Source organism: Roseobacter denitrificans OCh 114 (assembly GCF_000014045.1).
Taxonomy (GTDB): Bacteria; Pseudomonadota; Alphaproteobacteria; order Rhodobacterales; family Rhodobacteraceae; genus Roseobacter; species Roseobacter denitrificans.
On sequence record NC_008209.1, the window covers coordinates 389,321 to 404,045 of the forward strand.

Consider the following 14,725-nt stretch of genomic DNA (forward strand, 5'->3'; position numbering starts at 1 on the left):
TAATTGATCCTTTTATGATAAAAGACACAAAACTGACCGACACGCAGGCTCTTGAACGACACCGCGCACGCGCAGTGGCGGGAGAACTGTTCTTGCAAGAATCGGCAGCGGACGAAGTGCAGGATCGGCTGACCTTGGTTAATAGGGCGTTTACAGTCCCTGCCGTTGTCACGCCTTTTCCCGATCTCTGGCGCAAACATATGCCGGGTGCCCACATCGTTCGCGACGCAGAAACGCTGGATCTGGAGGTGGGCGCACATGACCTGGTGATCCATGCCATGTCGCTGCACTGGGCGAATGATCCGGTCGGTCAGTTGATCCAGTGTCGGCGCAGCATGAAGCCGGATGGCCTGATGATTGCGGCCACGCTGGGGGGGCAGACATTGCAGGAATTGCGCAACTGCCTTGGCGATGCAGAGATCGCACTCACCGGTGGTCTGTCCCCGCGCATCGCCCCGATGGGGGAAATCCGCGATCTCGGGGCGCTGTTGCAGCGGGCAGGCTTTGCGCTGCCGGTGGCGGACAGTGTGACGTTGCGGGCGCAATACCGCGACGCATTTCACCTCATGCGTGACCTGCGCAACATGGGTGAAACGAACGCGCTGGAACAAAGGCGGCGCGTGACCCCGCCGCGCGCACTTTTTGAACGGATGGCGGCAATTTACGCAGAAAACTATGCAACACAGGCAGATCAGGTTATTGCGACGTTTGAAATGGTGTTTCTGACCGGATGGGCGGCAAGCGACACGCAACAAAAGCCGCTTCGACCTGGTTCTGCAAAACAACGGCTCGCGGATGCCCTGCGTGTACCCGAGCAGCCGTTGCGTGATTGACCCGAGCCAAAAACCATCTATCTGACGGTCATGGCCTGTAGACAAGGAAAAGAACATGCTGGATAGCAGCTCCCACGCGAATGCAATGGCGCGGCCCACACATGCAGAGAGCGACCACCCGGAAGTCGCAAAACCCAAGGTCGGCATTCTGTTGGCAAACCTTGGGACGCCGGACAATTATGATTACTGGTCGATGCGCCGGTATCTGAACGAATTCCTGTCTGACCGCCGCGTGATCGACTACAGCCCGTGGATCTGGCAGCCGCTCTTGCAGCTCATCATCCTGTCAAAACGCCCCTTTTCCAGCGGTGCGGCCTATAAATCCATCTGGAACGAAGAGGACGGCGAAAGCCCGTTGATGACCATCACCAAGGCGCAGACCAAAAAGGTCAAAGAGGTCATGGCGCAGCGTCATGGGGACGAGGTCATGGTTGATTTCTGCATGCGCTACGGCAATCCGTCGACCCGGTCAAAAGTTGCGGCCATGACGGCCGCAGGATGTCGCAAGATATTGTTTTTCCCACTTTATCCCCATTATGCCGGGGCCACATCCGCCACGGCAAATGACGAATTTTTCCGCTCACTGACCTACGAGAAGTGGCAGCCGACCACCCGCACGGTGGACCCGTATTTCGATCGCCCCGACTATATCGAAGCGCTGGCGCAGTCGATTGAGCGGGCCTATGCGGGGATGGTCACCAAGCCGGATATTCTGGTGTGCTCGTACCATGGCGTGCCGATCCGCTATCTGATGGAGGGCGATCCCTATCATTGTCAGTGCCAGAAAACGACGCGCCTGCTGAAAGAGCGTTTGGGTTGGGCTGATACGGAAATCACCACCACATTCCAGTCCAAGTTCGGCCCCGAGGAATGGTTGCAGCCCTATACCGTAGAGGAAGTGGCAAGACTGGCAGAGGCTGGGAAAAAGAACATCGCCGTCTGCGCGCCTGCATTTTCGGCGGATTGCATCGAGACGCTGGAAGAGATCAACGAAGAGATCAAGGAAAGCTTTGAAGAGGCAGGCGGCGAGCAGTTCACCTATATTCCATGCCTCAACGATGATGACGCGCATATCGCGGCGCTGTGCAACACGATCGACGACAACCTGAAGGGTTGGGTTGACACGTAAGCTGGATCACCCCGGAAAATAAAAAAAGGCGGCGCTGAAAAGCACCGCCTCTTTTTAATGCTTGTATTCCTATCAGGAAACAGCTGCTGCAACGATAACCAGCAGGAGCAGTGGAAGCAGGATACCCGCGGAAGAACCTTGTGTTTCTTCTACGATGACCGGCGCTTCAACGATTGGCTCTTCCAAAGAACCAGCAAAAGCTGTCGATGCTGCTGCTGCGAAAGCGGCTGCGAGAACGAGTTTTTTCATGTATTAAACCTCCAGAAAAGGCATGCCACGCAAAGCGATAGCACAGGCCCAAGTATTACGTCGTGATTGACTGTAAAGCACCAAAGGTTTGTTTTTGCAAACCAGATTCCACTTTTCTAGCCGCAAACCGCCGAAATGTCGTCAAATTAGCAACACCTGTGTACCAACTTCGGACAGTTCATAAAGCTCGGCAATGTGTTCGTTGAAAAGCCCGATGCATCCGTTTGACGACTGACGACCGATTTTGCGTGTGTCATGCGTGCCGTGAATCCGGTAGTAGGTCCAGCTGAGGTAGAGCGCATGCGTGCCCATGGGGTTGTCAGGCCCGGGGCCGATGAATTCGGGCCAGTCGGGGTTGCGTTCCAGCATGGACGGCGTCGGACGCCAGCTTGGGCCTTCGACCTTGCGCACGATCTTGGTACGGCCGCGGCGAGTCAATTCTTCGGACAGGGGCACGCTTGAGGGGTAGAGTTTGTAGAAATCTCCGCCTTCCGCCCAATAGTGCAACGCGCGGCTGTCGATATCCACAAGGATGGCGCCCCTTCGCAGATCAGAGAAATAAGGTTGCCAGTCAAGGGTCCGGAAACTCGATATATTACGGCGCACGGTTTCCGTCAGGTCCCGCTCTCCTTGCGTGGTGCCCGCTGAATTGACTGACCCAAGGTCCTGCGCGATCGCCGGAGACGCGAGCAAGGCAGCACCGCCCGCGAGGAACGCCCGGCGTCCGGGGTTTTTGAAGTTCTGTTCAGACATTCGCTGTCTCCATAAATTCCGTGGTCTTTGTTGCGCGGCATAATATGGCCAGAATGCCTCAGTCGCAAATCAAACAGATGTCATCACACCAACCTGATGCGCGTGGGTTTGATATATCGCCGATTGCGCGATATGTGGCAACACGACCCTTTGAGGAGAACCGAATGATCCGTCTGATATCGCTGCTTGTTGCGTTAACCGTCGCTTTGGCGGCCTGTGCTCCGACATCATCGGGCACGCGGCTGGGCTCTGACGGCAAACCTTTGCCGCAGGTCTACCGAATCAAGGAGCGTGACACGGCGAATATTCAATTCCGGATGCTGGATGCGGTGAACGCCCTGCGCTCAGCCTCGGGTCAGGGCCCTGTGGCCCTTGATGCGCAATTGAATGCAGCGGCAGCGACCCATTCGCGCGATATGTCCGTGCAAAACAGACCCTGGCATTTTGGGTCGGACGGATCCTCCCCCATTGATCGCGTGCAGCGGGTGGGTTTTGCGGGCACGCTTGTGGGGGAAAACATCTCTGAAACCTATGAGACGGAGATCGAAACGCTCGGGGCATGGATGGAAAAGCCGGACACAAGGCGCGTGATCCTGTCCCCCGATGCGAATCGCCTCGGCTTTGCGTGGTTTCAGGAAGACAACGGCAAGATCTGGTGGACGCTGATTCTCGGAAAGGCATCCGGTGCGGGTGCCGGTCTGGGCAGCTGATCCCTCAGGCGTTCAGCTGGATCAGTGTATCATTCTGAACCATCGCATAGATTTCTTCGATTTCAGGATTCGTCACCGCGATGCATCCCCATGTCCAATCAGGTTCATCCTTTCTGAAGGGCGACTTCTGCCCATGGATGAAAATATCGCCGCCCGGTGATTTCCCGACCGCCTTGGCCGCCGCATAGTCGTTCACATTCGGGTAGGAAATGCCCAGCGACAAATGGAAATCACTGTTCGGGTTGCGCCGGTCGATGCGATACAGTCCCTCCGGCGTCTTGCCGTCCCCTTCGAACTGTTTGTGACCGACGGGCGCAAATCCCAGATGGATGTCATAGCTTCTGAGCGCGGTTTCATTGTGCAAAAGATGCATCCGCCGCGCCCCTTTGTTCACCACCACAAAGGTGACTTCCGGCCCGGAATAGCGTTTGAACTTTGACCCTGTCGCACAGGCCCCAAGGGACATCAACGCGGCTGTCCCCAACATTAACTCTCGTCGACGCATTTTCGCTGTCCTGTTTGTCGTTCTGACATTCTGCTCTTTTTTACACGTCTAGCATGGCCAAGACGTTAAGCAAGGTCACAAAAACGTCAGGACCGGGGCCTGTCTTTGAGTTTCTCTTCGATGGCAATCAGACGGGACAGAACCTCATCCCGGTAGGCGTCCGTTTGCTCGCCCGCCTCTTGTTGGTGCGCGTCCTGCATGGAATTCACGATCAAACCCACCAGCAGGTTCACAACCGCGAACGTGGTCATCATGATGAAGGGGATGAAAAACATCCATGCAAAGGGATAAACCTCCATCACCGGGCGCACGATTCCCATCGACCAGCTTTCCAGCGTCATGATCTGAAACAGCGTATATCCGCTTTGCGGCAGCGACCCGAACCATTGCGGGAAACTGGCCGCGAACAGTTTCGTTGAAATGACCGACCCGATGTAAAAGATGATCGCCATCAGAACGAAAACACTGCCCATGCCCGGCAGGGCCGTCACAAAACCCTCAACCACACGGCGCAGGCTGGGCGCGACGGAGATCACGCGCAGCACCCGCAGGATACGCAGGGCGCGCAGCACCGACATCGTTTGCGATCCCGGCACCAGCGCTGCACCAACAATCAGAACGTCAAAGATATTCCAGCCGCTTTTGAAAAACCGCCGCCCGCGTGCGACCAGTTTCAGGAAAATCTCAACCACGAAGAAGGTCAGACAGGCCTTGTCCAGCATGATGATCAGATCGCCCGCCTCGGCCATGATCTGCGGCGACGTCTCCATCCCCAGAAGAATGGCGTTGAAGATGATCACGGCAATCACAAGGTTCGTCACCCAGCGATTGTCCAGCCAGATATCAAGTTGCTCTCTTACACCCATCGGGCTCTCCTTTATGCGCTTACCGCATATGTGCAGCGGTAAAGCTCGCGGCAAGCTCTACATGCGCCGACCAGCGGAATTGATCCACCACCTGAACCCAATCCAGCACATAGCCGGCAGCACATAACACAGCCGCGTCGCGCGCGAATGTCACGGGGTTGCACGAAACATAGGCAAGGCGCGGCACGGCTGCCTCGGCCAGTTCAACGACCTGCGCCTCGGCCCCGGCGCGCGGTGGGTCCAGCACGACCGCATCCACCCTCGTCAACTCCATCGGCACGAGGGGGCGGCGAAACAAATCCCGTGTTTCGGTGGTGACGTTTTTCAATCCTTGTGCATGACGCCACCCCGCATCCAGCGCGGCCGTCATGTCACCGTCACCTTCAACCGCATGCACTTCGCAGCGACGCGCGAGCGGCAGTGCAAAGGTGCCGCATCCGGCAAACAGATCAACGATCCTGCCTGCATCCTGCGTGATGTCGCGCACGGCAGCCAAAAGGGCCGCCTCGCCGTGAGCGGTCGCCTGCAAAAACGCGCCGGGCGGTGGCGCGACATCTATGCCGTCAAATTCATACTGCGGTGGGGTGCGCATGGCGACGACTTCATCATCCCACGACAACCGGGCAATCACCTGCGCCTCACAGATCGCCGCAAGCCGCTGGCGCAGTGGCCCGTCCAGCGGTTTTCCTTTTGACGCGGCCACATCCAGCCCGGATTTGGTCAGCGTCACACTGACGGCCAATGCGGTTTTCCGAATGGCGCCCGCAAGCGCCAACTCCTCGGCGATGCGCGCGCCCTGCAAAACGGCCGGGTCCAGAATCTCGCAGCGTTCAACCGGGATGATCGTGTCAGAGGCACGCCCGTGAAACCCGACCAGCGCGCCCTTTTTCGTGCGACGCGCAGCAAAGCCAGCACGGCGGCGCGATTTCGCGGGCGATGTCCTGATCGGAAGAAAAACAGTCTCTATTCCGTGGTTGGCAAGCGCCTGACGGACGACATCGACCTTCCAATCCGCCACGAATGCATCATCCGCATGTTGCAACTGGCACCCACCGCAGGACTTGTAATGCGCACAAGGGGCAGAAACACGCCGATCCGACGGGCGGATCACTTTTACATCCTGCAGCACCTGCCCGGAAACACGTCCCTCGACCGTTTCACCGGGCAAGACGCGCGGCACATAGACCGGGCCATCGGCGATCCCATCCCCATGAAGCCCCAAGCGCGAAATCAGAAGTTCTGTCATGGCATCGCTTTACGTTTGATTTGGCGCCACGGCCAGCCCTACTCCGCCGCTTGCGTGCGAATAAACCCGCCAGACTGGCGTTCCCAATACTGCGCATAAAGACCCTGCTGTGCCAGCAATGCCTCGTGACGGCCATCTTCGACGATTTGGCCGTCTTTCATCACGATGATCCGATCCATCTCGGTCAGCGTGGACAGACGGTGCGCGATGGCAAGGACGGTTTTACCCTCCATCACCCGCTCCAGCGCGGATTGAATGGCGGCTTCGACCTCACTGTCGAGCGCGCTTGTCGCCTCATCCAGAACAAGGATAGGGGCATCCTTGAGAATGGCGCGCGCCAGAGCGATCCGCTGGCGTTGCCCGCCGGAGAGTTTCACGCCCCGTTCGCCCAGATGCGCGTCATAACCCGTGCGCCCGCGGTGATCCTCAAGGGTCTGGATAAATGCATCGGCTTCGGCCTTCTGTGCCGCCGCAATCACCTCTTCGCGTGTCGCATCGGGCCGCCCATAGAGGATATTATCCATGGCAGAGCGGTTGAACATGGCCGTTTCCTGCGTGACCATCCCGATATTCCTGCGCAGGCTTTCCTGTGTCACCTCCGTGACATCCGCGCCATCAATCGTAATCCTGCCTTTCTCAGCATCGTAAAGACGCAACAAAAGCGCCACCAGCGTGGATTTACCCACACCGGATGCACCGACGATGCCTATTTTCTCGCCGGGATGAATGGTCAGGTTGATCCCCTGAACGCCGCCCGTTTCGCGCCCATAGGCAAAGCCCACATCCTGCAGTTTGATCTGTCCTGCGGGTACATCCAGCGTTTTCGCGCTGGCATTATCCTCGATACGTTCGCGCGGCGTCAGCGTTTTGATCCCATCCTCGACCTCGCCGATGTTGGAATAGATCTGCATCAGTGTGAAACTGACCCAACCGGTCATCTGCGCAATCCGGATCGCGACAGCACCCGCTGCAACGATATCGCCCTGCGTCGCCTGCCCTGCCTGCCAGAGCAGGATCGTCCCGCCGATCAGCAACACGGGCAAAAGCCCGGCCAGGGACATCAGCGCCAAACGGAACCCCGCCGAGAGATAGCCGAAGGCAAGCGCGCGTTCACGAAAGGTCTGCATCGCGCCCAGTGCGGCCTTGTCTTCATACTCGGCATGGGCAAAAAGCTTGACCGTCTTGATATTGGTGATCGTATCGACGATCTGCCCGGACACCATGGCCCGCGCCCCGGCACGCCGCGCCGAACGCTCGCGAATACGGGGCAGGAACCAGTTGATCAGCGCGAAATACGCAACCAGCCAAACCGCAAAACAGAGCGCCACACGCCAGTCAATCGCAAACAGCAAGGCAACAGAACCGATCAGCGCCGCCAACGCAAAGGCCACGACGTTGATCAGTTCCGACACAACATCCGTAACCGCCCGCGCCGCCTGCATCTGTTTCTGCGCGATCCGCCCGGCAAAGTCATTGTCAAAAAACCCGACCGTCTGGCCCAACGTCCACCGATGCAAACGCGACAAAACCAGCGGGTTCACGTTCGGCATCACGATGATGGAGTTCGTGGCCGATGACAGGCCATACAACACCGGGCGGGCCAGCAGGAAAAAAGCCAAGGCGCCAATCACGACGGGCAGGTTGTCACCGGAAAAGAACGCATCAGGTGTCGAGGCTGCCGTGGCGTCGATCACCAAACCGAGGATCAGGGCCGTGCCCACCTCCATAGCGCCGGCAAGGGCCGAGAGCACCGTGGCCAGGCACAGGGCGGGCCATGATCCAGAGAGGCACCAAAGCATGAACGCGCCCAACGACTGCGGCGGGGATCCGTCTGCCCGGCGAAACGCGTCTATCCAGCCTCCAATGTTCATTGATTTTCCTCAACACTTAGAAATCCGCCCGACTGGCGCGCCCAGAAATCTGCATATAGCCCGCCTTTGGACAAAAGCGCGTCGTGGCTGCCATCTTCGACAATTCGCCCCTTATCCATCACCAAAATCCGGTCCATCTTGGCGATGGTGGACAGACGGTGCGCAATCGCAATGACGGTCTTGCCCTCCATCATCCCATAGAGCGTGTCCTGAATGGCCGCTTCGACCTCGCTGTCCAATGCGGAGGTCGCCTCATCCAACAGCAGGATCGGTGCATCTTTCAGAATGACCCGCGCCAGCGTGATACGCTGGCGTTGCCCCCCAGACAGTTTGACGCCCCGCTCACCGACATGCGCATCATACCCCCGCCGACCTTCGGGGTCCTCAAGGTCGAGGATAAACTCATGCGCCTGTGCCTGTTTGGCCGCCGCGATCATCTGTTCTTCGCTGGCCCCGGCCCTGCCGTACATCAGGTTGTCGCGCACGGAACGATGCAACAGCGAACTATCCTGCTGCACCATACCGATGGCCAGCCGCAGACTGTCCTGCCGGACCGTGCTGATGTCCTGCCCATCAATGGTGATCCTGCCTGCTTCGGCATCGTAAAACCGCAACAGCAATTTGACCAAAGTGGACTTCCCCGCACCTGAACGGCCAATCAGCCCGACTTTTTCACCACGGCGGATGGTCAGATCAATCCTGTCCAGACCGCCGCTGCTGCGCCCGTAGTGGTGGCTTAACCCTTCGATCGAAATCTCGCCCGAGGTCAGCCGCAATGGCTTGGCATCTGCTGCATCCGTCAGCGTCACAGGCTGCGCGATGGTCTGCATCCCTTCAGCGACAACACCCAATTCGCGGAAAAAACTGGTCAATGCCCACATGATCCAACCGGTCATGGCGTTCAGCCGAAGCGTCAGCGCCGTGGCCGCGGCAACCACACCGACGCTGGCCGTGCCCTGTACCCACAGCAACATCGCCCAACCGACGACGCCGATGATCAGCACACCATTCAGCATGACCAGAACCACATCCATCTTGGTGAAAACGCGCATCTCTTTCTGGAACGTGACGCGGGTCTCTTCGATCGCCTCGCGGGCATAGTTGATTTCGCGTTCGTGATGGGCGAACATCTTCACCGAATGGATGTTGGTATAGGCATCCACCAACCGCCCCGTCAGCTTGGAACGGGCGTTTGACGCAGCCTCGGACGCAGGACCGACGCGCAACACCGTCCAGCGCACCAATGCCGCGTAGAGAACGAACCACAACAACAGCGGGATCAACAGCCGCGGATCAGCGGTGCTGAGCAAGATGGCGGCACCCAGAAAATACGCCAGCGAAAACGATAGCGCATCAAAGATCTGAAACACCACCTCGCCTGCGGCGGACGGCGCCTGCATCATCCGGTTTGCAATCCGGCCCGCGAAATCATTTTCGAACCAGCCAACCGATTGCCGCAACACATGCCGGTGATTGCGCCACCGCATCAGGGAGCCGAAATTCGGCAGGATCGCATTGTTCAACACCAGAACGTCCAGCGCCTGTATCGCCGGACGAAGAAACAGGATGAACAAGGACACAAGGATCAATTCCGTCCCATGCCTCGCCCAGAAGACCGCCGGATCGCCTTCCATCAGGTCAACGACGCGGCCCATGTAATAGATCAGCCCGACCTCGATCCCGGCGACGATGATCGACATGAACCCCGCTACGATAAAGAGTTTGCGGAACTGCCCGGCGAAACTCCACAAAAAGGGCCAGAGTTTTGCGGGCGGCTGATCGGTTTCCACATAATCAGCATAGGGATCGATAAGGTTTTCGAAATAACGGAACATGGGCGGAGGCCTTGGGGTTTAGGTGCACGAAATGCCCGGACGCCGCTGCGGCAAATCCGGCAGGATAGGGTTATGACAAGCTCAGCTGTCCCAGATCCCGCGATACATTTCGTATTCCTCCGTTGTCGTGTGAGAGGCGTATCAGACAATCGGGGCGGTTGTCGAGTGCCTCACTCCAAAGCGAGCAACGCATCGCGCGTCAGCGAAAACCCCGATGCGATCCATTGCTGTTCGAGCAGGCGCACCCGGTCACCCAGCGCTTTGCCCTGATAGGTCGGCATCAGATCCGACGCCTTGATAGGAAATTCTGCCTGCGCGCCCTTGGAAATCTCATCCTGTGCCGAGGCTGGCACGGGCTGGCTGGCAAAAGCTGCGCGCAAGATCGCCGCACCGCGCGCAAGATCCGCGTTTTCACGATAGGTAATCTCGGCAAGCGACATGGGACCAAAGCCAAACACCTGCAGTTGTTTTAGTTTTCGCGCCTCTGCCCGGCTGAGCCGCAGAACGTCCTCTGCCATATCACCCCCCAAGGCAGAAAGCCGCAACACCGGATCAGGCCCATGACCCATTGAGCCTTCAAGATGGACAACAGGTGCCAAAAACCGGTCATCGCTGCCGGGCAAAACCCGTGCCAGACACCCGGTCTGCCGCATTGCTGCCACCGAAGGCGCCGGGTCGGGCGCGCGCAAGAGCTTCATCATTTCCGTGCCAATCCGTTCAGCCGAAAGCTGCGCCAATCCAGCGGTGTTTTGCGCAATCGCATCCAACGCATCCGGGTCGAACCCGGCAGCAGGGTCCGCATACCACGCATGAAATCTGAAAAACCGCAGAATTCTGAGATAGTCTTCACGGATCCGTTTTTGCGGGTCTTCGATAAATCTGACCCGCCGGTTCAGACAGTCCTGCACCCCGTTCAGCGGATCAACAAGCCGCCCGTCAGATGCTGCATAAAGCGCGTTCATCGTGAAATCGCGACGACGCGCGTCTTCCCGGATATCGGTTGAAAAGGACACGACAGCATGTCGCCCGTCGGTCGACGTGTCCCTGCGAAAGGTCGTGACCTCAAACCCTGTGCCGCCGCTGACCACGGTCACAGTTCCATGATCCAGGCCCGTGGGAACCGCCCTGAGCCCTGCCGCTTCGGCCAGACGCATCACGTTTTCGGGCGTCTGGTCGGTTGCAAGATCAACATCCGATCTCGCAATCCCCAAAAGCGCGTCGCGCACACAGCCGCCCACGAAATAAACCGCGCCGCCCGCACACGACAGGGCGTCGCAGACAGCCAGCGCATCCGCATCATGCAGCCACGCCGTGTCGGCCGGCAGGTTTATGACATCTGATCGCTCCATGCCCGCAACATACGCGCAGTTGCGCCCCAGATGTAATAGGGCCCGAACGGCACCGCGAAATAAGACCGCCGCTGGCCCCGCCACATCCGGCCCTCGATTGCGAAGTTGTCCTTGTTCAGCACATGGCTGAGCGGCACGGTGAAAACCTCGTCCACCTCACCCGGTTCGGGACGATATTCAAACGGCTTGCGCACATAACCGATCACCGGCGTCACCACGAAACCCGTAACTGTTTCATGCGCGGGCAATGTGCCCAGAATTTCGACATTTGACGCTTGCAGACCGATCTCTTCATGGGCTTCGCGCAACGCGGCGGCGGTCACGTCGCGATCCCCTTCATCCTGTTTACCACCCGGAAAGGCGATCTGGCCGGGGTGGTGCTTGAGCCCCGAAGACCGCTTCGTCAGGATCAGATGCAGACCTTTGCGGGCTTCGAAAACCGCCGCCAGTACGCCAGCGGGGCGCAGTTTACGCGCGGGCGGCAGTACAACATCCTTGTTCAGGTCAAAATCAGACGACGGTCTGCCCGGGCGCGTAAGAGCATGCCTGATTCGCGCCAGATCAGTCACCCGCCTGTTCACCTTCGGCTTCAAACCCGACCGTTTTCGGGTCAAGGTCGTAATGCGCGCCGCAAAACTGACAGTCCGCCGTCACCCGACCCTCATCCGTTGTCATCGTTTCAATGTCGCGCGCGGAATAGATGGACAGGCTTTGGCGTACGCGATCCTCGGAACAGGAACAGCCAAACCGCACCACTTGCGCGTCATAGACCCGTGGTACTTCTTCGTGAAACAACCGCAGCAGCAGATCACTCGGGCTGAGCTTCGGGCCGATCAGTTCCATTTCCTCGACCGTATCGAGCAGGATATTCACGCGGTTCCAGTTCTCTTTCTCATCCCCTTCCACAAGGTCAGAAGGTTGCAGCACATCTCCACTGCCATCGCCTTGCGCAACAAACGGCGACGCTTTGGGCATATGCTGTAGCATGATACCACCACCGCGCCAGTGTTCATCGACCTGCGGCTCCGTCGAGCGGCCAAAGCTGAGCGAAAAGCGCGTCGGCAACTGTTCAGACTGCGCGAAATAAGCCTCCGCACAAGCCGCGAGAGAGTCGCCCGCAATCGGCGTAATACCTTGATAAGGCTTCATTCCCTGACCCTGATCGATCATGATGGCGAAATATCCCTCACCGACCTGATCAAAGGGCGCGCCATCGGTCAGCCGGGTTTCATCATAGCTGGCATAGGCGCGGATACGCGCTGGGCCGCCGGTGTCTTCGGGTCCATAATAATCGGTCGTGATCATCCGGACGGGTCCTTTGGATTGCACCTGCAATTGCAGCTTCCAGCGGAGTTTGACCGTTTGCCCGATCAAAGCGGTCAGCAAGGCCATTTCCGCCACCAGCGCTTCGACATGCGCGGGGTAATTATGCTGCTTGAGAATGCCATCCAGCGCACCATCCAGACGGGCGACCCGTCCGCGGATATCGCTTGCATCAAGCTGGAAGGGCAGAACAGTGTCGTCCCACGCGATCTTATGTCCAAGTGTCATTGGGGTTTCCTTATGGCCAGGCGATTGGCATACCGCGTCCATATAAGGGCCTCAACCCTGATGAAAAGAGGAGAAGCCAGAATGATACCGCGGGTCGGCCATGCGCCGGAAGCAAAGCGTCGCTACACCGCGCGGCCTGGTGCCTATGCCATTCTACCCCATGAAGCGCGATTTTTGCTGACGCTGCAAGTCGCCGACAGGCTGGATGTCCAGCTGCCCGGTGGTGGTATTGATCCCGGTGAACAACCTTTGCAGGCCCTGCATCGCGAAGTGCTGGAGGAAATCGGCTGGCGCATTGCAAACCCTCGAAAGATGGGCGTTTTTCGCCGGTTCACCTATATGCCGGAATATGACCTCTGGGCTGAAAAAATCTGCCATATCTATGTTGCCAAACCCGTTTTGCAGATCGCCGATCCGATTGAAGAAGATCACGAAACGCTGCTGTTGCCGGCGGACCAAGCGATTGATGCCTTGGGCAACGACGGTGACAGGTTGTTTTTGTCGCGCTACATCTCGATGGGGTCAGGCTGAAACTCAAACAGGATTCCGGACACATCGTCGGGAAAATCCGAGGTTCCGGCAAATTCACCCAGCTTCCACATGAGCGTTTCAAACAAGGCGGGGCCTGTTACATGATGCAGGTCGCGCAGGAAGGTTTCGAGCCCCTCTTCACCCAACATCTCGCCCGCAGCGTTCGGGCATTCCGTCACGCCATCAGAAAAGATCATCAATCGGTCACCCGGTTCCAGCTTGGTTTCGAACTGTTCAAAGGTAACGCCCGACATCAAGCCAACCGGAAAACCGCCGGTGCCTTTCTGCGTAATTTCACCTGATTTCCGCTGAATGACAGGATGCGGGTGTCCAGCCTGCGCAATCAAAACCTCGCCCGTCCTGAGATTGATATCGGCCAGCATCAGCGTGAAATAATGCTCAGTTTCCATTTCATCGAGCACCATCTCGTTCAAAGTCTCGATGGCCTCGAACAAGGGGCGCGACCGGTAGGAGCCGTCCTCCCCCTTTTCCAGCGCGATGTTTTGATCCGGCGCACTGCCTGACAAATACCCGGCCAATCGCGCCGTCATCAGTGCCGAGCTGATTCCATGCCCTGAAACGTCCAGAGAATAGAGCCCCAGATGCCCGTCCCCGGCGGGGTAATGACCCACAAGATCACCGCCCACATGTCCGCTGGACCTGAGCAAAAGGGACAAATGGCTGTCCCCGATTTGCTTGAACCGTTCCGGAATAAGTGATTCCTGAAGTTTGTTCGCCTCAATCAAATCATTGTCCAGCGAATCATAAAGGCGTTGAAGCTCTTTCAACGTGTCGCCGATGACACGGTTCTTTTGTGTCAATTCCAGTTGCATTTTAAGAATGCGCTCCCCCGCGGTGATCCGCGCGCGCAGCTCATTCCCATTCACGGGTTTGGTCAGAAAGTCATCCGCGCCGGCGTCCAACCCTTCGGCAACGTCGTTCTTTTCACTTTTTGACGTGAGTAGAATGAAGTAGCCGTAGCTGTCAGAGGTCAACTCCCTGAATTCTTTGCAAAATTGAATGCCATCCATCATCGGCATCACCCAATCGCTGATGACCAGTTCAGGCCGTTGCGCGATACAGATATCCAATGCCTCCTCGCCTGAAGCCGCTTCGATCACCTCATACCCCCAGCGCACCAACGAACTGGACAGGATTTTCCGCTGCAGCCGACTGTCATCCACCACCAGAATGAGCCGTTTTTCAACGTCACCTTTTTGGGGCGTTCGGGAAGGAGCAGCGGAAGGCGAAGCGGACATTTGCACACCATTTCTTGGATTACCGCCCACAGTTATCC

At 57.9% G+C, this 14,725-nt stretch carries 15 protein-coding genes; 4 read left to right on the top strand and 11 right to left on the bottom strand.

What is annotated here, in order from left to right; genetic code table 11:
- Window positions 1-14: 14 nt before the first annotated feature.
- Both RD1_RS01855 and hemH read left to right on the top strand, forming a co-directional pair.
- A complete protein-coding gene (locus RD1_RS01855; protein WP_044032888.1) occupies window positions 15-833 on the top strand; it encodes a methyltransferase domain-containing protein in 819 nt (272 codons plus the stop codon).
- A 55-nt stretch (window positions 834-888) separates the two neighbouring features.
- Entirely contained in the window at window positions 889-1,962 is a 1,074-nt protein-coding gene (hemH, locus tag RD1_RS01860; protein ID WP_171959982.1) for a ferrochelatase, read from the top strand.
- Window positions 1,963-2,034: 72 nt separating this feature from the next.
- Here hemH and RD1_RS21110 read toward each other — a convergent pair whose 3' ends face one another.
- On the bottom strand, window positions 2,035-2,211 hold the full coding sequence (locus RD1_RS21110; RefSeq protein ID WP_044025465.1) for a hypothetical protein: 177 nt from the start codon (window positions 2,209-2,211) through the stop codon (window positions 2,035-2,037).
- A gap of 141 nt (window positions 2,212-2,352) precedes the next feature.
- On the bottom strand, window positions 2,353-2,964 hold the full coding sequence (locus RD1_RS01870) for a L,D-transpeptidase (RefSeq protein ID WP_011566740.1): 612 nt from the start codon (window positions 2,962-2,964) through the stop codon (window positions 2,353-2,355).
- Window positions 2,965-3,128: 164 nt separating this feature from the next.
- On the opposite strand from RD1_RS01870, the gene RD1_RS01875 reads away from it, so the two are divergent.
- Window positions 3,129-3,674 (top strand): CAP domain-containing protein, encoded by a 546-nt coding sequence (locus RD1_RS01875; protein WP_011566741.1) that lies wholly within the window; start codon window positions 3,129-3,131, stop codon window positions 3,672-3,674.
- 4 nt (window positions 3,675-3,678) lie between these two features.
- Here RD1_RS01875 and RD1_RS01880 read toward each other — a convergent pair whose 3' ends face one another.
- The 8 genes from RD1_RS01880 to RD1_RS01915 all read right to left on the bottom strand — a co-directional run bounded on the left by RD1_RS01880 (window position 3,679) and on the right by RD1_RS01915 (window position 12,897).
- Complete coding sequence (locus tag RD1_RS01880; RefSeq protein ID WP_044032889.1) at window positions 3,679-4,179, bottom strand: L,D-transpeptidase family protein; 501 nt, start codon at window positions 4,177-4,179, stop codon at window positions 3,679-3,681.
- A gap of 86 nt (window positions 4,180-4,265) precedes the next feature.
- A complete protein-coding gene (locus RD1_RS01885; RefSeq protein ID WP_011566743.1) occupies window positions 4,266-5,045 on the bottom strand; it encodes an ion transporter in 780 nt (259 codons plus the stop codon).
- Between the two features lie 19 nt (window positions 5,046-5,064).
- Window positions 5,065-6,291 carry a class I SAM-dependent RNA methyltransferase gene (locus RD1_RS01890; RefSeq protein ID WP_011566744.1) on the bottom strand — a complete coding sequence of 409 codons (1,227 nt, stop codon included), beginning with the start codon at window positions 6,289-6,291 and terminating at the stop codon, window positions 5,065-5,067.
- 38 nt (window positions 6,292-6,329) lie between these two features.
- Window positions 6,330-8,162: an ABC transporter ATP-binding protein gene (locus RD1_RS01895; protein ID WP_011566745.1), complete on the bottom strand. Its 1,833-nt coding sequence runs from the start codon at window positions 8,160-8,162 to the stop codon at window positions 6,330-6,332.
- The gene (locus RD1_RS01900) at window positions 8,159-9,997 is read right to left on the bottom strand and encodes an ABC transporter ATP-binding protein (protein ID WP_011566746.1); all 1,839 of its coding nucleotides are present in this window, start codon (window positions 9,995-9,997) and stop codon (window positions 8,159-8,161) included. Before RD1_RS01900 ends, RD1_RS01895 begins: the two co-directional genes overlap by 4 nt.
- 170 nt (window positions 9,998-10,167) lie before the next feature.
- On the bottom strand, window positions 10,168-11,346 hold the full coding sequence (locus RD1_RS01905) for a CCA tRNA nucleotidyltransferase (RefSeq protein WP_011566747.1): 1,179 nt from the start codon (window positions 11,344-11,346) through the stop codon (window positions 10,168-10,170).
- The gene (locus tag RD1_RS01910) at window positions 11,325-11,915 is read right to left on the bottom strand and encodes a CoA pyrophosphatase (RefSeq protein ID WP_011566748.1); all 591 of its coding nucleotides are present in this window, start codon (window positions 11,913-11,915) and stop codon (window positions 11,325-11,327) included. Before RD1_RS01910 ends, RD1_RS01905 begins: the two co-directional genes overlap by 22 nt.
- A complete protein-coding gene (locus tag RD1_RS01915; RefSeq protein ID WP_044032890.1) occupies window positions 11,908-12,897 on the bottom strand; it encodes an Hsp33 family molecular chaperone HslO in 990 nt (329 codons plus the stop codon). Before RD1_RS01915 ends, RD1_RS01910 begins: the two co-directional genes overlap by 8 nt.
- An 81-nt stretch (window positions 12,898-12,978) precedes the next feature.
- Between RD1_RS01915 and RD1_RS01920 the strand changes: the two genes are divergently transcribed.
- The gene (locus RD1_RS01920) at window positions 12,979-13,428 is read left to right on the top strand and encodes an NUDIX hydrolase (protein WP_011566750.1); all 450 of its coding nucleotides are present in this window, start codon (window positions 12,979-12,981) and stop codon (window positions 13,426-13,428) included.
- Here the strand turns inward: RD1_RS01920 and RD1_RS01925 are convergent.
- Window positions 13,404-14,687 carry a PP2C family protein-serine/threonine phosphatase gene (locus tag RD1_RS01925; RefSeq protein WP_050759041.1) on the bottom strand — a complete coding sequence of 428 codons (1,284 nt, stop codon included), beginning with the start codon at window positions 14,685-14,687 and terminating at the stop codon, window positions 13,404-13,406. The genes RD1_RS01920 and RD1_RS01925 overlap by 25 nt on opposite strands.
- Window positions 14,688-14,725 lie beyond the last annotated feature (38 nt).